Genomic DNA, 22,865 nt, shown 5'->3' on the forward strand with positions numbered 1-22,865 from the left:
GTAACCCAGTGCCCTAGAAGTCTTTAAAGAGGACTTCTGGGGCGACTTCGAATTGGGTAAGGGCATTTGTACCGTTTACAAGCCATTCAGGGGTAACCTCAGCGATGTCCTTGCGTTTTCTCCACTCAAAACCGGCTGACTCTCTCTAATAATATCAAAGCCCCCACTATGGAACCAGTACGCGTTAACGGTCTAATCTTGGAGCGATGTTTCGCTGTGATGAGGAATCTCCCTCCTTTTATTCTTATCGATGAGCTGTATCAATCGATCCCTTTTCCAGACAACAAACTTGTAATCTTCACCAGACTTAGTTCGAACCAGTAACCCATTGGGAAAAATTCCCAGGGTCGTTCTTTTCTTTACCTCCATGACCTCGTCCAAGGAAATTTCCAGCACTGCACGTTGCACGTTCAAAGCGTGAGGCTCAAAAACAATACGCTGGTTTGTGATTTTCATTCTTCCACCAACAGCTTCAATACCGCGAAAGAGATTCGCCGCTACATCGGCAAGAACCTGTTCACCGGGCTTTAAAGCCAAAGCCATGTACGACCACCTTCCCCTTTTTTCTGTATGCACTTGTATTTAGGGGTAAAGAAACCTTTTACCCCAGGATGTATTCCCTCCACGGTACCAGCCACTCTTCGACCCATACCGAACTCCAAAACTAGTAATACCGAATGATGCGGCTAACAAAGAGAAATATCGAAGCACATCACTTCTTTCCCTATCTCGGTTTCGTGACCACAAACCACCCCAGAGGAATTTGCTCTTGTTCTCCACCAACTACAAAACGGGTCGAGGGAAAAGAATCATTAAGGAGCACCCGCCGGTTTCCTTTAAAAAGAATCTGTAGTTGGTCACGAGAGAGGAAATAGCCCACGGAATTGAAAAAATACGTCTTACCGAAACCCAGGCGAAAGAAAACTCGATCTCGAAGTTTTGGCCTCACCTTTTGATAAAACTGGAGAAGATTCCCATAGTTTGGCAAATGCTTAAGAATTTCAATCTCTTTTTCGAGGACCGTCGCACTGTAATCGCGTATGGTTTCAAGGATTTTCTGTTCACCATGCTGGAAAAACTCTTTCCAGAAATCGGGAAAGACAGCTCTCCGAAACTGGGAATCAATCCGAAGTGTAAAAGAGAATTCGGCTTTCGCCGGAATGGTGAGAACCAGAGCAGGAATTGGATTCGCTTTGGTAACCCTTTTTAACTCGTAAACCTTCAACCGCTCAACCGGAAAGAAACTTGAATCTGAAACTCGCACGAAACGCAGTGCATCCTGGAATATATCTTTACGATTGTTTCGAAAAATGTTTTCCCCGGTATAGGCACCTTGAAACCTTCCGCGGCCTTCAGTACCGGTAGAGAACACCTCCTCTAATTTGGCAACCCCTTTCTCCCGTAAATAGGCAAAAAGAAGGGCCGAACGAATCATCCCCTTCAGGGAACTTCCAGGAAGATAAGCACCTTGAGAGGAAACCACCGGAAAGTAGAGTTGCCGGGAACGGTCTTTGAGATTCAGGGAACACAAGGCAACCGAAAAACCAGTAACTGCCTCTAAGGGGATGTTGTAATCCCGTAAGAAAGTCCTGATATTTTGACTTTCTCGCAGAGTGGTTTGGGTAAAATCCCGCAACATCACTTCACTGTCACGAAAAATGTCTTTCAGCTTCGCTTTGTCGACAAACCAGACCTTATCGTCTTCAATCACAAAGTCGAGTAATGGAGAAAGAGTTTCGCCACTCCGAATACAAACCGGGGTAAAAGTTTTGACTGTTATTTCCATACCATCTCCCCCTTGCCCGAAAATGCATAACCTAACGCTTTCCCATAAGATATGATCGGCTGTTCGGCGAAAGGCGAAACGTCCATGTTTTCTCCCACAAACGGAAAACGCACCAGCGACCCTTCCGCAATTTTATAATGGGTACGTTTCTGGAACCCTAAGGGTTCACCTCGAAAAACGAACCCTCCACGTTTCACAAGGTCGTACGCCAAAAGTGCATCAATTTCACTCCTTCTTGGTTTTGCCACAGAAAAAAGCACCATGTATTCACCATTTTGGGGAATATCCAGTGTGTCTACCTCAAACCAGTCAAAACTTCCTTTACCCTGGAAACGCTCCCCTCCCAGCCCCTCTTCAACGAAAAGACGAAGGATTGCAGTCATCTCAAACCGACAATCTCCATAGAGAAAAAAAAGAAAAGGCTGAGCACCAGGTTCAGAAACCATCCAGATATCTTCCTCAAAATACAGATTCTGAGAACGATTGTTTGTCCGATCGAGTACCACGTGTGGTTCAAGAAGTTTCGCCACCTTGATGGTTTCTCTACCAAGCCAGATCGCTTCTTCATGGGTAATCACATACTGCGTTCCCCACAGCAAAAACGGAGAAGATACATCGGAAAAACTGACTGCAAAGGCATGAGTTTCGAAATCAAAAGTCTTAACGAGTTTTTGAAACGCATCCCAAGAAGCAAAACGAACCTTTTTTACCTTTTTACGCAGAGAAACTGGTGTCGAGAAAATCACTGATAGCGGCACCGGAAAGAACAGGACATCTTTTCCCTCCTGGCGAATCCCGGGGAAAACCGAAGAAACCCAAAGTTCACTGAGAAATTCTGGAAGCATTTCCTCTCCATAGAGGAGAAGGAAAGCATTTACCAGAGCCGAAAAGAGAGTATCTGAATGGGGAAAAAGGTCGCTGCGGTCAAGACTTCCCAAACCCGAGTGCCAGCGAAGAGGAAAACGCGAAAAAAGCTTGACCACCGTAAAGGTCATCAGGACCCCTCCATTTCCTGGAAAAAACTTTGAACCTTTCCGTAAAGCATCTCTAAAGAAATTTCTGAAAGCGTCTTTCCGTTCATTATTGGGTGTTCTTCATTTTTCTCCTGATAGTCTTTTTTACTTTTGGCATTCACCTGAAGGTTCCAGAAAATTACCTGTCCGTACCCTCGGCTCCCACTTCCTCCCAGATAGTCATCCTCCAGAAGGCGCAACCCTTCAACGAGGTATTTGGCCAAGTCGGCAATATGGTCATCCTGGTAGAAATTTACCATCATTTTTAGAAAAAACCGCGCTCCTGCTGGAATCCGTTCCATGAACCGGGGATGCTGAGCAGTCCCCTTCAAACGGTCGATGATGTTCTCGGCTTTTTCCTCAGTGTAGGTGAAATCTTCCTCAAAAGGAAAGCGAAAGGTTTTTCGGTAATGGTCTTCGTTGAGGAAAGCGTCTCGAATATATAGCCGAGTCAAAGTTTTACTATCCGAAGAGTGACTTCCGAAAAGCTGGCAAATAAAGCATTCTCCGCACCCACACGGTTCTCCTTCTTTTTTGGCTTTTCGTACCCCATATTTCCTCTCCAAAAGACAACGAACCTTCCCTTTGAGCGACGAAGCTGGAATATAAGGTATACCTTGCAAGGTTTTGATTACCGGATTATCCATGCCCCCAATCTCCATGCTATCCCGGGCTCCTCCAATGTGGAGACCAGTACGGACTTCAATTTCTCCATGCAGAAATACCTTTCCCAAAAATAGCTTCATCGTTTTTCACCCCCTACATCTCTCTTGTACTATAAAACTTATGGTAAGCGACCAGAGCCTCAGCAAATTTCCGAATATTCTGTAACGCCCTTTCATCGCCCGCCTGATTAACGCTTTCAGCAAAAATCACATAGAGCCTACCCAGATTGTCCTTTTTCTTCTTCTGTTCCTCTTTTCCCACCATGTAGGCGAGCTTAGGTAACCCCAGCAACAGATCTGAGAGCTTTTCGGCATTCCGGATCACTTCGTATACTTTCCGCATGCGAGTCGGATTGATTTCTTGATGATCCTGGACAAATTGCTTCAAACGTTCGTTAAATTCCTTAAACTCGCTTGGCTCCATCTGTTCAAAGCGCAGTATCCGTTCCACAAAATCATCTCCAAGCTCCCTTTTGACCTTTTGCAACCATTTATTCTCCAGTGGTTCCTGAAAAGATGACCCTTTGCGGTTCATTTCCATCATTTTTAATCCTCCTTTTTTACTCGCGTCGCCATCGCCGCCAGTCGGTTTGCCACCAAAACCAATCTAGGGTTTCGAATTTCCTCTCTTTGCAAAACATTTCCCAGAAGGATTCCCTCCATCCGCTCCGCAATTTCCTTATGGTCCCGCAAAAAGTAGAGAAAACGCCAAACTCTTGGAAAGCGTAAAACACCCTTTAGAGAATCGTTAAGGATGACTTGAAACCCATACAGAGACCGTTCAATTTTTTGAAAAATCGCCCGAGGTACATCTTTGGCAAGAACTCGTTTTTCCAAATCTTGATATATTTCGAAAGCCCCGGCATACTCCCTCCAGCTCAAAACCTCCTCAAAGATACCCACCTTGTCTTTCTTTATCCAGTCTTCGTTACCTTTATCTTGCGGATAATAGGTGCTCTTCGCCTCTTCCAGAGCTTCTTCCACCATCTGGGCAGCCCGGATAGCGGGAAACTTTGGGGGGACGAAGGACAAACCACCCGAAAGGGTGAGATACTGTGAAGAGCCGGTAAATTTTGCAAATTCCTGATGGATTTCCTCGGCAAGCTTCACCACCTCCTTCCATCCCCCAATCACAAAAAGATCGTCACCCCCGGCAAATACAGGGTAGAAAAATTTCTTCTCTACCCGTTCCCGTATCAAAAGAACCAGGTACACCCCGAAGAAGAGCTCCAGACGTCGGCTGAAAGCCCGATAAAAGGAAAGCGCTGAAGCGCGTTCCCGACCCTTCTTGGCAAGGGTGGAAAAAATTGCTCCCAGGTTATCAACGTCCATCTTCAAATACCCCAAAGCGGGGTCTCCATGTTGATCCTGAACAGACGTTTCAGAAATATTTTCAAAGGTCGCATCGGGTAAGCGAAAACTCCCTGGGAGAAATCCATCCGCTAAGCAGCCTTTCCCGATATCCAGGTTGACGTCCCCCAGCGTATATATCCGCCCCGACGACGAAACTTCGCTACCGAATGCAATCCGAAAACCAAAACCCTGGAACATCTCCCAAACCGTCTGCGGAAAACGCGCCAAAGGTTTGATTTCCTCCTCTATAAGGTACTGAGCTTTTTTCAGTGTATCGGTAAACTCCACAAACGAAGCACAAGCTGGACAAAGAGAATCCCATTCTCTTTTCCTCCCACATCGCTTACATCCTTCTCCTTCCCGAATGACCACCTTTTCCGAAGAAAAGCACCATTGGAAGAGGGTCTCTTCACCTAACTCCAAAAACTTTTGCCTTTTACGGGTCTCAATGCGCTCTTGGAGACGACTCCGCACCCCCATGAACTCAAAGAGTTCGGCCAGGGAAACTGGTACCCATTCCATGGCTAAATACAGTTCACTTTGATGGAAATGGAAGAAAAGCGAACAAACTCTTTTCCGGATTTCCGTAAGAATCGACTCTTCACAAAAGGGCAACAAAACCTCAGCATTGCCACCTCCAAGATAGATAACACAAGCCGAGGAAAGCTTTAATTCCCTCAGAAGATACTTCACCACATATCGCATAAGCAGGTCCAGATATACTGAGCGACCTTTGATCATTCGCACAGCTTGATCCGAGGGGACAGTAAAAATGAATTTTTGAATACCAGATAAATCCCCCCTCCATAGCCAAAAAAGACGCTTCTGCATGGAAACGTGATCATTCCTTCCCTCTAAAATAGACTCACGGAGCATTTTCACCTCTCCTTCACTCAGAATCCCATTTTGGACGTCACGATAGAGAATCTGAGCAAGACCGGCCACCAGACGTAAGTGGTCGAAAAGAGAAATGTCACCCTCGTAAGAACCAGTCTGCGCTGGCACAGCTGAAAGGTACACCTCTGCAAGACTCAACAATTGTTCAAAATCCTTAACCAAACGGAGTCGCTCCAAAAAACCCCTGTAAAGGCTTCGATACGCCTCGCGTCCTCGTCGAACTTTGTCCTTGGGTTGCGGAATGAGATTTTTTGCAGTCATCGCTTCCAGCGAGAAGAAAAGTCTTTCCGCTTTTTCATCAACCCAGGTCACCGGAGAAACCAGATTTTCGTCAAAATACTGCTCCCCAGAACGTTCCTCTTTTTTCTGCCGTTCTGCCGACTGAATCCAGTCTGCTAGCTGGATGAGATACCCCACAAGGTTTTCTGGCTCATGATGCACGAGCACAGTCCGTTCCATCTCTTCACTGCATTGAGCTTTCACGTAACTTCCTTGCAGGTCATACCCATCGAACAGGATGCTTTCTCGAACCGCACGCACAAACTGGGCAGAGTGCTTAGCATGGGCATAGGTTCCCTCTCTAGCAAGATCTGGCGCTAAAGTCAATTCTCGGGAACGCTCCAAAAGCTTTCCCAAATCATGCATAAACGCCGCAAACAAGACCTGTTCTTCGGTCATACTGTTTCTTTCACCTCCTCAATCCTCCACAAAAGGAACGAAATCGTCCTTGTCTTTGCAACGGATTTTCTGTTGCAACAACGTCTCATAACTTCGGTCACTGTGACGAACCAGGGCACAAATCCATAGAGTTTCGTCCTTCTCGCAGAACAATATTCGCTCATCCTGGTGTCCCTGAGGGTAGACAAAGCAAGGAGAACTTTTCAAAACTTTAATCTGAGAACGACGCACTTCCGGTAGCTTTATCTTTCGGATGATACTTTTTATCCGCTCTTTGACAGCGGAATCTGCCTTCAAAAACCATTGTTGAGCGTTTTTGGAGAGAAAAACGGGCATCGAAGCGGCCACCTGGAGTTTTTCTCGATACGCCCGAAAAACTGCTTCCCCTGCCGGAGAAAGCAACACAAAGTTGTCTTCTTCCTCAAGCATCGAAGCAATACTCTCCGGTATAGTAGGGAAAAACCTTCTGACCTCCTGTTTGGAACGGAGTTCTTCTGAAACAAAACGCAGAAAATCCTCGTGCTCAGCGATCACTGCGTAATTCCAATCTACAGGGAGTACAGGCATTTTCACCACTTCCTGAAACATTTCATGGATGTACCACACCGGAACATTGAACAATAATCCGACCAGAGTGGCATAGACTCCTTCAGCCTTAAACCCTCCAGTGGCGTTGATGATTACTTCCCGCTTATGTATCGTTCTCTCCCTTTCGATGAGGTCAGCCAATTTTCCCACCAACGACCGCAAACCCCGCAAACGAAAGTGCGCCTCCCGATAAGAAAGGTAACGGATGCAATCAACAATCGTTTCATATCCATTCTGAGCATAGTGTTGTGCCAGAACCCCAGCACAGAGTTTTCCTTCTTCGGTATCAGAATGGAGAAAAATAAGTCGATCCCCTTCCTGAAGGAGACGACTCAGGGCATTGGTCTCGGCACATGCTTTTCGCGGATCCGCCGTATTTACAAAGGTCAAAAGCGTTACAAAATTGAGTGATGACTTTTCAAAAGATCTCAAAAGTGAAGTACCGACAGTGCTTATAACCGTTCTCATGGGGACTGCAGTTCCTGTAGGATTTCTCCATGCGAAGGAAACTTTCCATCCTGACACAGGGTATCCAGAGAACCGACAACCACCACGGCATAGGCGTATACCTTTTCCCGTAATCTCTTATACATCACCTCCGTAACCGGCTCGATGCCGTGTGCCAAAACGGATTGGTTCCGGATGCGAAGCAAGTCCTGAAGTTCATGGTCGTCAAAAAACTGTATCCCCAGAGGCTCATTCAAATCCCGCAACAGTTCAAAACTTCGAAAAAGTGGAAGTTGCACGACTCCCTTATCGTTCCGAAACCCTTCATATTTCTGACGTACTCCTTCAGGAAGTTTTTCCAAGTCCACACCAGAAGAATCAATGCCTTTCCCTTTTAAAATAGTCTGTGCGATACCTTCCATAACACGGTACAATCTCGCCACAGCATCATCAAACCGACCCTCATCTTTTCGTCTCTCAGCGTTATTCAAAAGGTCCGCGAGCCGGCACTGATCACTTTCAGGAAACTTTCCACCGCGCAATTTTCCCAAAAACCTCTTATTCCGAGGTGGCAAACCTTCTACATCTTTGGGTTCACACTTTCCATGGTCAAAAAGGTCCCAGTAATGGTAAAAGCGGACGACTGGTTTCCACAATGCTACAAAATTTTGTAATCTTTGCAAAGCACTTCTTTTGCGAATTTGCTCCAAAATGGCATAACACCCCACAAAATCGTATCGGTCAAAGAGGGTAAAGAGGAAACGCTTTTGGTCTTCCAACCAATAATCAACCAGAGACTGTTCCGAAATGCGTTCGGTGCCACTTACCACACGTCCACTTTCTCTTTCTCCAGAAACATACGTCACCGTATCGACTCCTCCGAAACACGCCGCCATCACCGCTCCTGCGCTCATAATTTTGGTCCCTGAAGTACAATCTAAAAAAACTTCCGCACACGAATCCGATTGTCGAATTTCCTCAATAAGCCGATGGACCACTCCAAATACCCTATCCAGCGACTCTTTTGCCTCACCCTTCAACCAGATGGTCTTTTCTTCCCTGGGGACTAATCTGAGGTCTTCATCATTCCTCAACTCAGGAATGGTCTTTTGTTCGCTTTCCTCTGTAACCAGATAATACACGCGGTTCGGACGCAATTGCCTGATCACATGGGCAATCCCATGCGCAACGCCGTTACCAACTCCCACGGTGATAACGAGATGTCGCATATCCACCCACCCCCTCCTATCAAGGCAAACCAGGCTTCACCATAAATTCTATCCTGGTTTTAGTCCTCCTTCAAGATACTGTAAACCAAGGATAAATGAGAGAAAGCCTTGTAAAACTCCACATCGTAATAACCTTCCCTCGATAACCAAAATTGTCTTTCATCCTCTTTGCCAAGCATCACAGATTGTCCCGACCTTACAGATTTGATCCTTTTTTAGCACTGTTGTACCATAGAAGAGTGTCAGTAGTTGACACTTTCGATGAAAGAGAGAAAAATTTTTTACCTCATATGGAGTACCCCCATTTGAATCAGGTCATAAAAGGCTTCCATTACTGCTCCCTCTGGAGTATATCGTGGAATAAAATGAAGCATTTCCTTGGCCTTTTCCATCGACACACAGCATCCCTGGCGAACGTGCATCGCAGCTTCTTCCGGATACCCAAACTGCTTATGATACTCTTCCAAGGACATCGTTCGTACCCGTAACGGTTTGCCCACCAAAGCAAAAAGGAATTCTGCCAACCCCAAAAAGGTCATGGCGTATTTCCCACCACAATTAAACACTTCTCCGACAGACTTTCGAGGATTTTCCAGCGCAGCGAAAAAAAGTTCAGACACATCTTGGGGATGAACGTGGTGCAGAGTACCAACTCCCCCATCAAGGAGAACAATTTCCTCCCCATCGCAAATCCTCTGTAAAGTTTCCACATTGTGGTCACCAAAAGGAGTCACGAACGATTTCCCCGGACCAGTAATATGGGTTGGCCGAATAATAGTCGTACAAACCTTTTCTCTGGCGGTAATGAGAATATCCTCAATTTGCACTTTTTTGTGGGCATACTCATTCTCCGGAACTCTCGGAGCCTCTTCGCAAGTTGGTACAGTCTTCGTTTTCCCGTATACCCAGGCGGTGGTACACATCAGAAGGTGCGTTTCCGATCCCGAAAGAGCTTCCACCAAGATTTTTGCACTATCCGGCTCAAAGGCAATCAGGTCAATAACGGCATCAGGTGCCAGAGAACGGATGTGTTCAGCAAACATTCCTTTCTTCTCTTCTTCCGCCCTCTCGCCCCGTATGAATTCCACCTTCTCCCACAAAGGGTGTTTTGGATATGGCTTTGTTGTTCCTTTTGAAAAAACCACCACTTCATATCCTGCAGTCAAAAGCCTTGGTACAAGGTAACTCCCAATATGGCCTGTTCCCCCAATGACCAAAACTCTTCTTTTACGCAACGTTTTCCCTCCTTTCTCCTAAGCTATCTTTAGCATACTGTAAAATTATCACGATTCGAAGCGCAAGAACACCGAACAATCCAAAATTATCAAGGTGATAGGGATCAACTTTTCTTTTTCTTCTCTGAAGAAATCAAAAATTGGGTAAGGGAGCAAAACACGCTGTTCATTTCAGGCAGAACAATGTTCAATTTTTCTTCCAAGCTGGCGAATTTCTTTGCCAGCGGTGTTTCCCAAAATTGTTCCAATACGTCGAGAAAAAATGCCAGAAAGATTCAGTCAACGAGATTAACCAACGGAAAAGGCCAAAATCTTTCGAAATATTACCTCGGTGCTTCTTACGGTCAATAATCGTTGTCCCAGAGTTATCACGGAACGTCTCAACACCCCCGCTTGATCGTACAACGACCAAGATAGGTTCCTTCCCTTGAACCTCCTGAACATGTGAAAGAGAAAAAATCCCCTGAAAAACGTTCTGAGAAATGGCTTCGTTATTTTTTGGGGGTATCTCCATCGGGTAATGGTTCCCACGTTTCCCACATACCAAACCCAGCAGAATTTTTACTTCCTAAACCGGTCCAGTATGTCACCGCAATGAGTTCCGAATCACCCTCCACACGGAATACCCCCGTCCATGACGCAATAGGAGTTCCTTTAAAAAGAACTACTACCCGGTTGCGCTCCTCAGAAAATCGAAATGGTTCAAAGGAAAAGGAAAGGTTTTCAGCGCTTTTTCCGGTGACCAAAAAATATTTCTTCCGAGCATTTTCCACTAGTAAACGGTTAAACTCCCTCTCTCGAGGACTAAGGAAGTGCATTACCCGTTTGTCCTCTTCTACATCCGTCCTGTACACCGTCACAGGCGAGAGAAACCGCAATATTAAGGAAGATGACCACCTCGGTTCCGGCATAACCTGGACCTCTGCAAGAAAAACTTGTTGCTCCAAAAGTGCAATAGACTTCCGCAGAAACGCTTCTCGCAGAAGATTCTCTAAAATTTCCTCCCGGGGCGTAGCAAAAAAGAAGGAAACTTTTCTTGGAAAACAAAGCATCCTCCGACCATCTCTTTCCACCGGTTGGCCCCGTTCCAACAATCGAGAAAAGGTAAAAAGTTTAAAACGCCTCTTTTCGTAAAGGAATCCTTTTTCGTGGAGATTTTTCGCCAATGCTTCAGGAAGTATTCGATAAATGAGTGCTTGCACAAGATGATTATAATGTAAAGGGAGAAGTAGCTCTTGCGCCTTTTCTGCCATGAACGTTAAGCGTACTCGCACTACCATCCACCTTCTTTTTTCTGCCGTAGCCTATTTTCCCTCTTGATCGATCACTGATTCACCAAGGTAAGATACATTGACCATTGATTTTCGACCGATTGGTCATTATAATACCAAAAGTTGAAAAAGGAGAAAAGAAAATGAAGCGTTATCGGACTGACTTCACCGTCGGAAGCATCCCCCGCCATTTAGTTACCTTTGCTATACCCATGCTGATTGGAAATCTCCTGCAGACCTTCTATAACACTGTGGACAGTATCTGGGTCGGACGATTTTTGGGTCCCGGGGCTCTGGCAGCAGTATCGGTGAGTTTCCCTGTGCTTTTCCTATTCGTCGCCCTTGCCATGGGCCTTGGAATCGGAAACAACGTTATGGTAGCCCAGTACTTAGGAGCCCGTAGAGAAGAGGAGGTTGCCAGGACCATCACCAATGCCCTGACCGTATTCACCATCATCGGTATTGCCACCATGTTTGTGGGGCTTGCTTTTCATAAGCCTTTACTGCAATTAATCAAAACGCCGCCTGAAATTCTGACTCTTGCTTCTTCTTATCTCACCATTTTCCTTTTTGGGCTTCCCTTCCTTTTTCTATATAACGCCATCAACACCATTTTCCAAGGAATGGGGAACTCAAGAACCCCCCTGACACTTCTCATCTATGCCACCATCCTCAACGTGATTCTAGATCCCATTATGATTCTGGGCATCGGACCATTTCCTCAAATGGGTGTTGCTGGAGCAGCATTAGCCACCACCATCGCCCAGGGCTTTTCAGGACTTCTGGGACTCTTCTTTCTAAAACGCACTGGCTTTGTGCGATTCCAGAGAGGATTTTTTTTCTCACGAAAACTCTCCGGAACCATGTTTAAACTGGGACTTCCGGCTGGAGCACAGCAAACTGTTTTATCTTTAGGCTTTTTAATGATGAGTTCCATCGTGAATAGCTTCGGAAAGAACGTAATTGCAGCCTTTGGGGTGGGTAGTCGGGTGGACCAATTTGCGTTCCTACCAGCCATGACTTTCAGTCTGGTAATTTCTTCGGTGGCTGGACAGAACTTAGGTGCGCTCGACTTTCAGCGAGCCAGAGAAGTTGCCAGGTGGGGAGCCATCATTTCCTCCCTTTTCGCCGTGGTAATCACCACGGTTATCTTTTTCATCACCACTTCCATCGTCCAAATTTTTACTACTGACCTCGAGGTGACACGGCTTGGCATCGAGTACTTACGCATTGTCAGCTTTTCCTATTTACCCTTAGCCCTCATGTTTGCCTATAACGGGTTTCTCCGTGGGGCAGGAGACACGTTTCAGACCATGCTCAACACGGTTCTCACCCTCTGGGGCGTCCGCATTCCTCTGGCCAAAGTGTTTTCAACAATGCCAAACTTGGCTGAGCGGGGAATCTGGATCAGCCAGATTATTGGACCAACTGTGGGGTTTTTGATTGCATACTTTTACTACCTGAGCGGACGGTGGGAAAACAAAATTTTGACCCATCCACAACAAAAATCAAAGGAATTTGAACAGAATACTCGCCAAATCGTTACGATGAACACCGAAAATAGCCATTAATTAATAACCAAGCACATTTTGTAACGCCTGAAAATCAAGGTTTAACTTAAGAAATTCAGCAAGCACATCGAGTTCCTGACTCACCTTTTCTTCCCAGGACGGACCACCGTAAAGAACTGGAGATAATCCTTTCTTTTTGCGCAGAAAATTGAGAAAGCTTCGTCGAAAATCACTATGGTCAAAGAGTCCATGGCAGTAAGTCCCAAATACCTGTCGATTGTGGATTACGCCTTCCTGTTCACCAGAGTCAAGGAGAAAAAAAGGGGGATACGACCTCAGCACCATGGTTCGTCCATGGTGGATTTCATATCCCCTCATCCTCGCTTTGACATCGTCATCCCAGAACCCCTTGACCTGACGTAACACCTTTTCCGGACGGAGTTCAGTCACCGCATTAAGAAGGGATAACCCCTGAACCTCATCTTTCGATGATTCCAAGTGCCAGGGGTCCCGAACCACCATACCCAGCATCTGAAAACCACCGCAGACACCAAGAACCACTCCACCCCGAGCCAGGTACCCCTGCAGGCGATTCCGAAAACCGCACTCATGCAGGACGACCAAATCCTCCATGGTATTCTTAGTCCCGGGTATAATCAGTAAATCCAAAGCCGTCAAATCTCCGTGGGGTGAAACGAAAAGAAGAGTGACATCCTCTTCCAGAAGCAAAGGCTGAAAATCACTGGTATTTGCCATGTGGGGAAGGTGCAGCACCCCAACCGTGACCTCACGATACCCTTGACGCGGTTTTTGCAATTTAAGATTGAAACTGTCTTCGTCATCGAGAATAAATTCACGATAAGGAATTACCCCAAAGGTGGGAACACCGGTCAAAAACTCCAGTTTTTCAATCCCTCTCTGTAAAACATTTTTCTCGCCGTGGAGTTTATTAATGACAAAACCTCTAAGGAGGGCCTTCTCTTCGTCTGTACAAAGAGCCCAAGTGCCATAGAGTGAAGCAAAGACGCCGCCACGCTCGATATCTCCCACAAGAATCACTGGACACCGAAAACGGAGGGCAAAACCCATGTTGGCGAGGTCCTGTTCTTTGAGGTTGAGTTCTGCTGGACTTCCCATTCCTTCCACCACGACCAGGTCAAACGCGCGACGCAACGATTCAAAACTCTCATTGATAACCTTTTCCAGAAACGGTCTCTCAGAGGAAAGGGAAAACGGGGGAATCGTCCGCCAAACTTTCCCTCGAATCACCACCTGAATGGCCCCACCCTGGGGTTTCAGAAGCACCGGGTTCATGCAAGAATCGGGTTCAATCCCACAGGCCAGAGCCTGGAGAATTTGAGCTCGAGCCATTTCCTCTCCATTCTTGGTCACCCCAGAATTCAAGGACATATTCTCAGCTTTAAACGGAGCTACCCGGAAGCCCTTTCGGGTAAAATACCGGGCAATTCCTGCCACAAGAAGGCTTTTACCCACCCCAGAAGCTGTTCCCTGAATCATCAACGTTTTACCCATCGAAAACCCTCGGTTCACGAACCCCCAAGAGTAACCACAGGAAACCAGCTACGTTAACACCCAATGCCACCCAAAAAACAGCAGTGTAACCGAAAAAATCAGCAATTTTGCCCCCTAAAAGAGGAGAAAGAAAAGCCGGGAAACCAGAGAAAAAACTTCCCCAGCCGAGGTACGTGCTGCGTTTCCCCGGAGGAGCAAAATCAAGAAGAATGGCCATACCTCCAATTGAAATGGCGCTCGCATTGAAACCCAAAAAGGAAAAAGCTACGAAAAAGAACCAGATATTCTGCGCAAAGAGCGCGAAAAGATTACTGACCACCATGGTGACCGCTCCAATGAGGAGAACCACTTTGTGGCCCTTTTTGTCTCCCAATGGACCCCAGAAAAAATTACTCAAAGCTTGGGAAACCAGAAGAACCGCATTGTAACGAGCCACCAACGCATCGGGAATATGAAAATGAGAGAGGAGATACACGGTGTAGAAAGACCCTCCCATCACCCCCAGGGCGATGAGGATGCGAGCTACGAGAAACTGGGAAAAATTACGGTCTTCCCGAAGCATGGTAAAGAGAGATCGAAGATATCCCGAAGAAGAGGGATGAACCGCTGCTTTTTCTTCCCTGGTGAGAGCAAGCAAAACATAGGAAATCACCATGGCCACTGAAGAAAATAGAAAACAGTACCCAAAGTTGTACGCAAAAGGGTAAACGAGGAAGAGGCGTTCGGCGATACGCGAGCCCCAGATACTCATCAGAGCTCCTATACCATTGCCAAAGGCAAAATATAGACCCCAACGTCCAGGATGGATCACTTTGCCAATCATCTCAATCCAGATGGGACCAAGAAAACCCATGGCGAAGGTCGAAATCCCTAAGAAGGCAAAAATCAGATTCAGAGCAAAGAGAGGACTGGAAGAAGCGAAGAAAAAACAGGTGATGGCCATCCCCAGATAGGGAAGGCGCTCAAATAGTGTGGCCTTCAGAATAAAAGGGAGTTTTCGTTCTAGACGCTCAGAAACCTTTGCTCCCCACAGTGCTGGTAAAGACCAACCAAGATACGCAATGGCCGGGATCAGACCAATCTCCACATTTGACGCCCCAAGTTTTTGAGCCAAAAGGGGAAGGAGCGTGGTGATCGAACCAAAGGACATCGCCAGGGAAAAGAAAGCATAATCAAGGGAATCGACTATAAAATTCCAGATATAGTCACGCCGCGAAAGCATCGGTTCTACCGTTCCTTATAAAGGATATATTTGTGGTAACACGAAACATCAAGTTCTTGGATAAAACGAGAGGGTTTGCGCAAGGTTGAGCGGTTGGTAAACCCTGGTGCAAAAATAGGATAGGTGAGAAAAAGAAAATCCTTGGCTCGAGTACAGGCAACATAAAAAAGCCGGCGTTCTTCCTCCATATTTTCATGCTTCCCAATATTAGGCGAAGAAGGAAATCCACCCTCACACAGCCAGATGACAAAAACGCATGGCCATTCCAGACCCTTTGCCTGATGGACAGTTGAAAGTGTTAACCTTTCATCAGGCACGCTTCCCATGACTACTGTTTCTCCTTCCATATTTCCCACCAGCACTAGCTCATTCAAAAACTTCTCCAAAGCATCATAGCGCAGGGCAAACGTAGCCAGCTCTTCGATGTCCTGGATGCGGTCATAGGCATTCACGTAATGGCTTTGAAGATGGGTTTCGTATCCCCCTTTTAGAATAGCCTGGATGGCCGAAGCTGGGGAAGAATCCAATTTTTCCAATTCCTGAAGAAGAGCGAGGAGAGAATGGTATCCTTCCGAAGCTGAGCTCGGTACGAGCTTCTGAGCTTCCGTTTCACTGAGTCGACCAATGGGGTCAGGGGAATCCTGAATCACCTGCCAGATTTTTTCAGCCGTTACCTTACCGATGCCGGGATAGAGTTTGAGCACCCGTTTCCAAGCAACTTCATCCAGAGGATTCACCACAATTTTCAAATAGGCCACCACGTCTTTGATGTGCGCCTGCTCAAAGAACCGTATCCCAGAGCGAATTTCAAAGGGGATGTTTCTCCGGGTGAGCTCCAGCTGGAGCTCCATACTCTGGTAATGCGCCCTGTACAGCACCGCGATGTCATTGAGTGAGTATCCTTGATCGCGTAAATCCAGAATCTTCGAAGCCACAAAATCGGCCTGTTCTAGAACATCATGGGTGGGAACCACGACGGGCTTTTCTCCATTTTCTCGAACAGGGCGAAGTTCCTTGGGAAACTGCCGGACATTATGCCGAATAACCTGATTTGCCAAGCGGAGGATACTCTTCGTGCTGCGGTAATTGGTTTCCAGCTTATAAATCTGACAATCGGGGTACCGTTCAGGAAAACGGATAATATTTTCAAAATTTGCTCCCCGAAAGGAATAGATACTCTGGGCATCATCCCCCACCACTAATAGGTTACGATTCACCTCAGCAAGGGCATCGACGATTTCGGCCTGAATACGGTTCGTATCCTGGTACTCGTCGACCAGGATGTGCCGGAATATTCTTCCATAATAACGCCGAGTATCAGTTTCGTCACGGAAAAGCAACCACACATAAAAGAGAAGGTCATCATAATCCATAACGTTGAGCGCCCGTTTCCGATCCTGGTAGAGCGCCGCAAGGCGAGCAATCTGTCCAGCCCATTCCAGGAAATGGGGATGGTATTCCTCTAAGATATGCTCAATTGAACGGAACGTATTCCGACTCAGAGTAATAACGTTTAAAAGAACCTCAGGCTTGGGGAAACGTTTCTCTTTGGTATTGATGTTCAATCCCTCAACACAAATTTCCAGAAAGTCTTTCTGGTCTTCACGGTCAAGGATGGTATAACCAGGACTATATCCAATTTTTTGCGCTTCCCGACGCAGAATGAGGTTACAAATATGGTGAAAGGTCCCACCCCAGAGACTTCTCGTTTCCATTCCCAGCAGGAATTCCACCCGGTGAAGCATTTCTCGGGCTGCCTTGTTGGTAAACGTGGCTAGGAGAATGGACTGGGGAGATACGCCATTTTCCAAAAGCCAGGCTACCCGGTAAGTAATGGTACGAGTCTTACCACTTCCTGCACCAGCAATAACTAAGCTTGGTCCTCCCGGCGAAAAGACCACTTTTTGTTGTTCTTCGTTCAATTCTCTCTCATAATCAATGTGAAAAGTGCGCAATTTCTTAACCTCCTACTCGGCTTCTTCCAATAAAGATTTCAGTTCTTCTCTGGTAAAGAGATAAACCTGGTTACAAAAAGCACACCGCACTTCGCCCAAACCCTCTCTCTGGAGCAATCCCTGGATTTCCTCTTTTCCCAAAAGAAGAAGCACGTGTTTTGCCCGCTCCATGGAGCAAGAACAGCGGTAAAGAAGAGGACTCTTCCCTACGAGCCGGTAGGAGAGACCCCACAAAAGTTCAGCCAAAAGATCCTCCGGGCTTTTCCCTCCAAAGAACTCTAAACTCACCGGTTGCAACTGGAGAACATTTTGCTCGAGCTTCTTCACGACTCCCTCATCGGTTCCCGAAGGAGTGTGAACCATAAAACCACCAGCTGAAAGGACTTCTCCCTGAGTTCCCACATAAACACCAGCACTACAGGCCGTGGGCAGTTGTTCTGAAAGCGTGAAATAATAGGCCAGGTCATAGGCAATTCCTCCCCGAGGCATTTCCACGCTTCCCACCCAGGGTTTTCCAAAACCGAGATCCCGAACCACGATGAGCTGCGACCCTTCCCCTACCGCCGTCTCGACGTTCAATTTTCCATCTTCTCGGGATGGTACAATCAAAAGAGGCTGGGAGACGTACCCTCGTACTTCACCTTTCCAGTTACCCTGAACGAAAATTCCCCGGAGGGGCCCTCGGCAGCAAATCTGTAATGAAACTCGCTGACCCTCCGATAAAACCACACCCATAATTCCCACCAGGGTAAGAGCCCTCCCCAGCGCAGCGGTGGCCACAGGACTTGTCCCATGAAGCCTTCGAGCCGCCTCCACAAGATGTTTCGACGACGCCACATAGACCGTCACCGGTGTACCTTCAACTACAGCCCGCAGGACATAATCCCTGTATTTTTCCATCTATTCACACTCCCGAAGTGCATAGAGTACAACCACTAATACCAGAAACAAAAAAACCATAAAAGGTGGTTCCACCCAAAACAATGTCCTCAAACCACTTTGAATCATAAGCTTTAAGTACCCTGTCATCAAAAGAGCGCTCCCCAAAAGAGCACTGAAAAGGTGTAAAAAATACCGGTAAAGAGTAAGAATTCCGCAAACCAACGCTACCAGAAACCATATCCTGATAGGAACGCGGACCAGAAATCTGATCAGTTCTACCTCTTTAGAAATGAATAAGAGTAAGGAGAAAAAGTTTACCATAATCCAGCACCCCAGGAAAAATTGCCCCAGTTTTTCGGCCTGGCGCCAGAACGTTACTAGCAGCGCTACCCCCAGCGCTGCAATAGCCAGCCATTCCGCCTTACCACGGATTCTTTCTCCCACTCCAAAGAAAAGTACAAGAAAGGAGGCCGAGAAGAAAAAAAACTTACGCCAGCACCAGCTCAAAACACCAATACTGACACCCAAAGCTACATACCCAGCCAGAGCTAAAAAGAAGGAACGCTGTTCCAAAATCGTTAACCACCGGTCAAGAAACACGTTATAAACCTCCTTCAAGAATCCGCTCTGCAGTGAGCCTTGCCACTTGGGCCAATTTCCATTCCACTTCTTCCATCGCTTCCAAAGAAACCTGTTCGTTTTGTACTCGGTTTACCAGAACTCCACAGATTGCTCCAGCCCGAAGGCCAAAGACCCGGGTCATGGTAAAAAGCGTCGCCACTTCCATCTCATAATTCAGAATCCCTAACTTTTGCCATTCCTTGAAACTCCCTTGTAAATCCCTCAACACATAACCGGTAAAGGTGTCGTACCGTTCCTGACCAGGATAAAAAGTAGCCGAAGAACAAGTGACACCTATATGATACCGGTATCCCAAATCTTCACAAGCATTTTTCAAATACCGGACCAGCTCGAAATCAGCACAAGCCGGATAGGCAATTGGTGCATAGTGTTCTGAAACCCCATCCATGCGCACCGCCCCTTCACTGACGATGAGATCCCCTACAGAAATATGTTCTTGAATGGCACCACAGGTTCCAACCCGCAAAAATACTTTTACCCCCAGTCGTGCAAGCTCCTCCACCATAATACTCAGCGAAGCACCCCCAATTCCAGAAGAAACCACCAGAACCTTACCCTTTCTTCCCGAAACGAGAACACTCTTAAACTCCCGGTGGAAAGCCAACACCTGAAAAGGACCAATTGCAGAGGCAATCTTCTCACATCGTTCTGGATCTCCAGGAGTGATAACCAGGGTAACTCCCCCAAAGTCTTCCTCACGTAGAGCCAAATGATAGGCATAATAACTCATATTCTCTTCACCTCACATCTATTTTCGAGTACAATGAGAAAAAGTGAAAGGGGGATGCGTATCGAAAAAACCTGGATTTTGACCCTCAAGGATGGACAGCATATCAAGGTTCAACATGGTGAGAGCCTTGGGAAGGTAGTGCGTAGTCTTTTCCCTGAATCGTACCGAACTATTTTCTCGGCCCAGCTCAACGGAGAAATTGTCGACCTCAATACCCTGGTAGACCGAGAGGGAAGAGTGGTTTTTTTTGATTTTACCCATCCCGAGGGGCGAAGGACGTACTTGCGAACACTTCTTTTTGTTCTGAGCTTCGCCATTCACATCCTTTTTCCCGAAACTCGACTCAAGGTCCTCCATTCCATTGGCGACGGGGTGTTTTGCCGGTTAGAGGAAAAAGAGGACCTTTCACCCGAGGATTTAGAGCGCATCGAGCAAAAAATGAAGGAAATCATCATGGCCGATCTCCCACTTTTGCGGGAAACCGTAACCTGGGAACAAGCTAACGCCATCTATGAACACCAAAAACGTCAAGACGTCACTCAACTCCTTAAATACTGGAGAACTCCTTTCATTACCCTCTATCGGTTAGAAACATTCTATGACCATTACCAGGGACCTCTCTGTCCTTCAACGGGTTACCTTAAAAACTTTGGATTTGTCTTGGTCCCTCCCGGATTTATCCTCCAAATTCCTAACCCCCAAGAACCGGAACGTCTTCCCCCATATGCCTTTCGACCCAAGCTTTTCCACACCTTTCAAGAAGCCTCTCAGTGGGGGAAAATTCTCAATATCGAAAACCTGGGAGAACTGAATCAGGCCATTGCTCGAGGAGAGGGGAAAGAAATCATCTCCATCGCCGAAGCCCTCCATGAAAAAAAGATTGCCCAGATTGCCGACCTCATCACCCAAAGAAAAGGAGCGATACACCTTGTACTCATCGCTGGACCTTCTTCATCGGGGAAAACTACTTTCTCGCGCCGCCTCTATACGCAATTGCGGGTCAACGGTTGGAAACCGCTCACCATCTCTCTTGACGATTACTTCCGGTCTCGCTATGACTTTAAGGAAGAAACCGATAATTACGAAGCCCCAGAAGCCCTGGACCTTGAACTTTTTGAACAGCAGATTCAGGCACTCATCCAGGGCGAGGAAGTGGAAATCCCTCGCTATAATTTCATCACTGGCTCTCGAGAACCAAAAGGGCAGAAGAGCAAACTCGAACGAGACGGTGTCATCCTGGTGGAAGGACTCCACGCTCTGAATCCCAAGCTTACCCGACATATCCCTTCAGAACAGAAGTTTAAAATCTATGTCAGTGCCATCACCCAGCTCAACATAGACGACCATAATCGCATCTCCACAACCGACTGTCGCTTTATTCGCCGGATGGTCCGGGATAGCCAGTTCCGGGGAAGTAACGCTGAAAGCGTCTTTAATGTCTGGAAAGCGGTACGAGAAGGAGAAGAAAAATACATTTTCCCGTATCAGGAAGAAGCCGATGTCATGTTTAATTCTTCACTCCTTTATGAGCTCTGCGTTCTCAGGCAATACGCCGAACCACTGCTTCGTGCTATTACTCCTGATAATTCGGTTTACCTTGAAGCATACCGCCTCTACGCTTTTCTCAATCATTTTATGCTCTTAAATCCTTCTTTTGTTCCCTCTAACTCTATCCTGCGCGAATTCATCGGCTGAGGGTTTTAGTCTTCGCTTCTTCGACCAGGATAAGTGCAGAGCGAAGGAGGATCAAAGCCTTTTCGTCAAGAATCACTTGGTCACCTTTGAGACTCTGAAGTTCCCGCTCAATTGCGCTCACGAGGTTCTCCCGTTGAACTGGGGGTAAAGTTTCAGTGGTCAATGCTTTCTTTCGCAAATCCAAAGCATCGCCAAACTGGGGGACATAGACATCATTCCCTTTTTCGGCAAGCGCCCGGGCAAAACCTTCGGCAATCGAGCTCTCTCCATGGGTCACAAGAAAGGTTGGGTGATTCTTGAAATGGCCCGCCCATCGGAGGAGGTCTTCTCGATCTGCATGAGCCGAAAATCCGTTGATGGTAGAAATCCCTGCCTGTACTGCGATTTCTTCACCCATAATGCGCAGCCGGCGTGCACCGTTCACAATCATTCTCCCCAGAGTCCCCTGAGCCTGAAAACCAACAAAAATGACCCTGGTTGACTCCCGGTAAAGACTATGCTTGAGATGGTGCACAATCCGTCCTCCCGTACACATTCCGCTTCCCGCAATGACAATAGCCCTTGGTATTTCATTTAACGCTCTCGACTCGGCGGACGTCATCACATACTGCAAATCCGAAAAGGTAAAGGGATTTTCATTACTCAGGTTAAATCGTTGCATCTCTCCGGCAAGGAGATGACGATACTTCAGGTAAATATCAGTCACCTTGGTCCCCATAGGACTGTCAAAAAACACCGGACAGTCAAAATGAATTTTATTTTTCAAGAGAAACAGCTCATAGAGAATTCTTTGGGCCCGATCCACGACAAAGGAGGGAATTAGAATTTTCCCCCCACCACGTAACGCTTGCTTTACCACTTCTTCAAATTCTTGCCTGGTATCAGCCAAACTCCGATGGCGGCGATCCCCATAGGTGGACTCAATCACTACAAAATCGGCTTCTTCGATGACGGGCGGAGAACCCTCCATCACGCTCGAAAAAGGACCAAGGTCTCCGGAGAAAACCACCTTGGTTCCTTCAGCCCACACCTCAATGGTTGCCGCCCCCAGAATATGCGCTGCATTTCGGAAAACGAATTCGACCCCATCCTGGATGCGTAATTCATCATAGGCAACCGGCTCAAAAAGATCCATCGCCCCCATTACATCGTCTTCGTTGAAAAGGGGAGTAACTTCAGGTTTTCCAGCACGGGCATTTTTCCGATTGAGCCGTTCTGCTTCTTCCTGCATCAGCTTCACGGTATCAAGCCATAGAATTTCGCAAAGTTCGATGGTCGGCGCTGTCGCATAAATTTTGCCCCGAAAACCCCGTTTGAAAAGAAAAGGAATTCGACCAGAGTGGTCAAGATGGGCATGGGTCAGGAGAAGAAAACGGATTTCACCCGGGGCAAATGGAAAGGGCTGATAATTCCTTTCTTCCTCTTTACCCTGGAACATGCCACAGTCAACCAGAAATTTCCACTTCTCCGTAGTTACAAGATAGCAGGAACCAGTAACTCCTTGAGCAGCACCCCAAAAGGTAATTTGCATCC

The 22,865-nt window shown here is 46.9% G+C and carries 19 protein-coding genes; 2 read left to right on the forward strand and 17 right to left on the reverse strand.

The window, feature by feature from the left end; translation table 11 throughout:
- Positions 1–192 precede the first annotated feature (192 nt).
- The 10 genes from ABDK92_00170 to cas6 all read right to left on the reverse strand — a co-directional run bounded on the left by ABDK92_00170 (position 193) and on the right by cas6 (position 11,171).
- Positions 193–543, reverse strand: coding sequence for a GRAM domain-containing protein (locus tag ABDK92_00170; protein ID MEN3185039.1), 351 nt, complete (start codon positions 541–543; stop codon positions 193–195).
- 181 nt (positions 544–724) lie between these two features.
- Positions 725–1,786 carry a type III-A CRISPR-associated RAMP protein Csm5 gene (csm5, locus tag ABDK92_00175; protein ID MEN3185040.1) on the reverse strand — a complete coding sequence of 354 codons (1,062 nt, stop codon included), beginning with the start codon at positions 1,784–1,786 and terminating at the stop codon, positions 725–727.
- Positions 1,777–2,781, reverse strand: coding sequence for a type III-A CRISPR-associated RAMP protein Csm4 (gene csm4, locus ABDK92_00180; GenBank protein ID MEN3185041.1), 1,005 nt, complete (start codon positions 2,779–2,781; stop codon positions 1,777–1,779). Before csm4 ends, csm5 begins: the two co-directional genes overlap by 10 nt.
- On the reverse strand, positions 2,781–3,545 hold the full coding sequence (gene csm3 / locus ABDK92_00185) for a type III-A CRISPR-associated RAMP protein Csm3 (GenBank protein MEN3185042.1): 765 nt from the start codon (positions 3,543–3,545) through the stop codon (positions 2,781–2,783). Before csm3 ends, csm4 begins: the two co-directional genes overlap by 1 nt.
- A gap of 13 nt (positions 3,546–3,558) precedes the next feature.
- Positions 3,559–4,008 carry a type III-A CRISPR-associated protein Csm2 gene (csm2, locus tag ABDK92_00190; GenBank protein ID MEN3185043.1) on the reverse strand — a complete coding sequence of 150 codons (450 nt, stop codon included), beginning with the start codon at positions 4,006–4,008 and terminating at the stop codon, positions 3,559–3,561.
- A 2-nt stretch (positions 4,009–4,010) separates the two neighbouring features.
- Positions 4,011–6,392: a type III-A CRISPR-associated protein Cas10/Csm1 gene (cas10, locus tag ABDK92_00195; GenBank protein MEN3185044.1), complete on the reverse strand. Its 2,382-nt coding sequence runs from the start codon at positions 6,390–6,392 to the stop codon at positions 4,011–4,013.
- Positions 6,393–6,410: 18 nt separating this feature from the next.
- On the reverse strand, positions 6,411–7,448 hold the full coding sequence (locus ABDK92_00200; protein MEN3185045.1) for a putative CRISPR-associated protein: 1,038 nt from the start codon (positions 7,446–7,448) through the stop codon (positions 6,411–6,413).
- The gene (locus ABDK92_00205; GenBank protein MEN3185046.1) at positions 7,445–8,656 is read right to left on the reverse strand and encodes a TIGR02710 family CRISPR-associated CARF protein; all 1,212 of its coding nucleotides are present in this window, start codon (positions 8,654–8,656) and stop codon (positions 7,445–7,447) included. Before ABDK92_00205 ends, ABDK92_00200 begins: the two co-directional genes overlap by 4 nt.
- Positions 8,657–8,937: 281 nt before the next feature.
- The gene (locus tag ABDK92_00210) at positions 8,938–9,891 is read right to left on the reverse strand and encodes an NAD-dependent epimerase/dehydratase family protein (protein MEN3185047.1); all 954 of its coding nucleotides are present in this window, start codon (positions 9,889–9,891) and stop codon (positions 8,938–8,940) included.
- Between the two features lie 491 nt (positions 9,892–10,382).
- On the reverse strand, positions 10,383–11,171 hold the full coding sequence (gene cas6, locus ABDK92_00215) for a CRISPR-associated endoribonuclease Cas6 (GenBank protein MEN3185048.1): 789 nt from the start codon (positions 11,169–11,171) through the stop codon (positions 10,383–10,385).
- Positions 11,172–11,305: 134 nt separating this feature from the next.
- Here cas6 and ABDK92_00220 point away from each other — a divergent pair, with 134 nt between their 5' ends.
- Positions 11,306–12,733: an MATE family efflux transporter gene (locus tag ABDK92_00220; GenBank protein ID MEN3185049.1), complete on the forward strand. Its 1,428-nt coding sequence runs from the start codon at positions 11,306–11,308 to the stop codon at positions 12,731–12,733.
- Here the strand turns inward: ABDK92_00220 and ABDK92_00225 are convergent, their stop codons facing one another.
- Genes ABDK92_00225 through udp form a run of 6 tightly spaced genes read right to left on the reverse strand, consistent with a single transcriptional unit; the run spans position 12,734 to position 19,637 of the window.
- Entirely contained in the window at positions 12,734–14,206 is a 1,473-nt protein-coding gene (locus ABDK92_00225) for a cobyric acid synthase (GenBank protein ID MEN3185050.1), read from the reverse strand.
- The gene (locus ABDK92_00230) at positions 14,199–15,428 is read right to left on the reverse strand and encodes an MFS transporter (GenBank protein MEN3185051.1); all 1,230 of its coding nucleotides are present in this window, start codon (positions 15,426–15,428) and stop codon (positions 14,199–14,201) included. The genes ABDK92_00225 and ABDK92_00230 overlap by 8 nt, the downstream gene beginning before the upstream one ends.
- A gap of 5 nt (positions 15,429–15,433) precedes the next feature.
- Positions 15,434–17,383: a UvrD-helicase domain-containing protein gene (locus tag ABDK92_00235; protein MEN3185052.1), complete on the reverse strand. Its 1,950-nt coding sequence runs from the start codon at positions 17,381–17,383 to the stop codon at positions 15,434–15,436.
- A 12-nt stretch (positions 17,384–17,395) separates the two neighbouring features.
- Positions 17,396–18,283, reverse strand: coding sequence for an Hsp33 family molecular chaperone HslO (locus ABDK92_00240; GenBank protein ID MEN3185053.1), 888 nt, complete (start codon positions 18,281–18,283; stop codon positions 17,396–17,398).
- A complete protein-coding gene (locus tag ABDK92_00245; GenBank protein ID MEN3185054.1) occupies positions 18,284–18,865 on the reverse strand; it encodes a hypothetical protein in 582 nt (193 codons plus the stop codon).
- Between the two features lies 1 nt (position 18,866).
- Positions 18,867–19,637: a uridine phosphorylase gene (gene udp / locus ABDK92_00250; GenBank protein ID MEN3185055.1), complete on the reverse strand. Its 771-nt coding sequence runs from the start codon at positions 19,635–19,637 to the stop codon at positions 18,867–18,869.
- Positions 19,638–19,691: 54 nt separating this feature from the next.
- On the opposite strand from udp, the gene ABDK92_00255 reads away from it, so the two are divergent.
- Entirely contained in the window at positions 19,692–21,332 is a 1,641-nt protein-coding gene (locus ABDK92_00255; protein MEN3185056.1) for a hypothetical protein, read from the forward strand.
- Here the strand turns inward: ABDK92_00255 and ABDK92_00260 are convergent.
- Positions 21,322–22,863: an MBL fold metallo-hydrolase gene (locus tag ABDK92_00260; protein MEN3185057.1), complete on the reverse strand. Its 1,542-nt coding sequence runs from the start codon at positions 22,861–22,863 to the stop codon at positions 21,322–21,324. The two genes, ABDK92_00255 and ABDK92_00260, sit on opposite strands and share 11 nt — an antisense overlap.
- Positions 22,864–22,865: the final 2 nt, after the last annotated feature.

The sequence above is a fragment of the Atribacterota bacterium genome, from assembly GCA_039638595.1.
Lineage (GTDB): Bacteria > Atribacterota > Atribacteria > Atribacterales > Caldatribacteriaceae > Profundicultor > Profundicultor thermophilus.

What these genes read in the sequence shown, in the direction of transcription:
- csm4 (MEN3185041.1), bottom strand. Translation starts at nt 2,781, where the DNA reads ATGACCTTTACGGTGGTCAAGCTTTTTTCGCGTTTTCCTCTTCGCTGG.
- ABDK92_00200 (MEN3185045.1), bottom strand. Translation starts at nt 7,448, where the DNA reads ATGAGAACGGTTATAAGCACTGTCGGTACTTCACTTTTGAGATCTTTT.
- ABDK92_00220 (MEN3185049.1), top strand. Translation starts at nt 11,306, where the DNA reads ATGAAGCGTTATCGGACTGACTTCACCGTCGGAAGCATCCCCCGCCAT.
- ABDK92_00240 (MEN3185053.1), bottom strand. Translation starts at nt 18,283, where the DNA reads ATGGAAAAATACAGGGATTATGTCCTGCGGGCTGTAGTTGAAGGTACA.
- csm5 (MEN3185040.1), bottom strand. Translation starts at nt 1,786, where the DNA reads ATGGAAATAACAGTCAAAACTTTTACCCCGGTTTGTATTCGGAGTGGC.
- csm3 (MEN3185042.1), bottom strand. Translation starts at nt 3,545, where the DNA reads ATGAAGCTATTTTTGGGAAAGGTATTTCTGCATGGAGAAATTGAAGTC.
- ABDK92_00205 (MEN3185046.1), bottom strand. Translation starts at nt 8,656, where the DNA reads ATGCGACATCTCGTTATCACCGTGGGAGTTGGTAACGGCGTTGCGCAT.
- ABDK92_00260 (MEN3185057.1), bottom strand. Translation starts at nt 22,863, where the DNA reads ATGCAAATTACCTTTTGGGGTGCTGCTCAAGGAGTTACTGGTTCCTGC.
- ABDK92_00225 (MEN3185050.1), bottom strand. Translation starts at nt 14,206, where the DNA reads ATGGGTAAAACGTTGATGATTCAGGGAACAGCTTCTGGGGTGGGTAAA.
- ABDK92_00170 (MEN3185039.1), bottom strand. Translation starts at nt 543, where the DNA reads ATGGCTTTGGCTTTAAAGCCCGGTGAACAGGTTCTTGCCGATGTAGCG.
- ABDK92_00255 (MEN3185056.1), top strand. Translation starts at nt 19,692, where the DNA reads ATGCGTATCGAAAAAACCTGGATTTTGACCCTCAAGGATGGACAGCAT.
- cas10 (MEN3185044.1), bottom strand. Translation starts at nt 6,392, where the DNA reads ATGACCGAAGAACAGGTCTTGTTTGCGGCGTTTATGCATGATTTGGGA.
- cas6 (MEN3185048.1), bottom strand. Translation starts at nt 11,171, where the DNA reads ATGGTAGTGCGAGTACGCTTAACGTTCATGGCAGAAAAGGCGCAAGAG.
- csm2 (MEN3185043.1), bottom strand. Translation starts at nt 4,008, where the DNA reads ATGATGGAAATGAACCGCAAAGGGTCATCTTTTCAGGAACCACTGGAG.
- udp (MEN3185055.1), bottom strand. Translation starts at nt 19,637, where the DNA reads ATGAGTTATTATGCCTATCATTTGGCTCTACGTGAGGAAGACTTTGGG.
- ABDK92_00230 (MEN3185051.1), bottom strand. Translation starts at nt 15,428, where the DNA reads ATGCTTTCGCGGCGTGACTATATCTGGAATTTTATAGTCGATTCCCTT.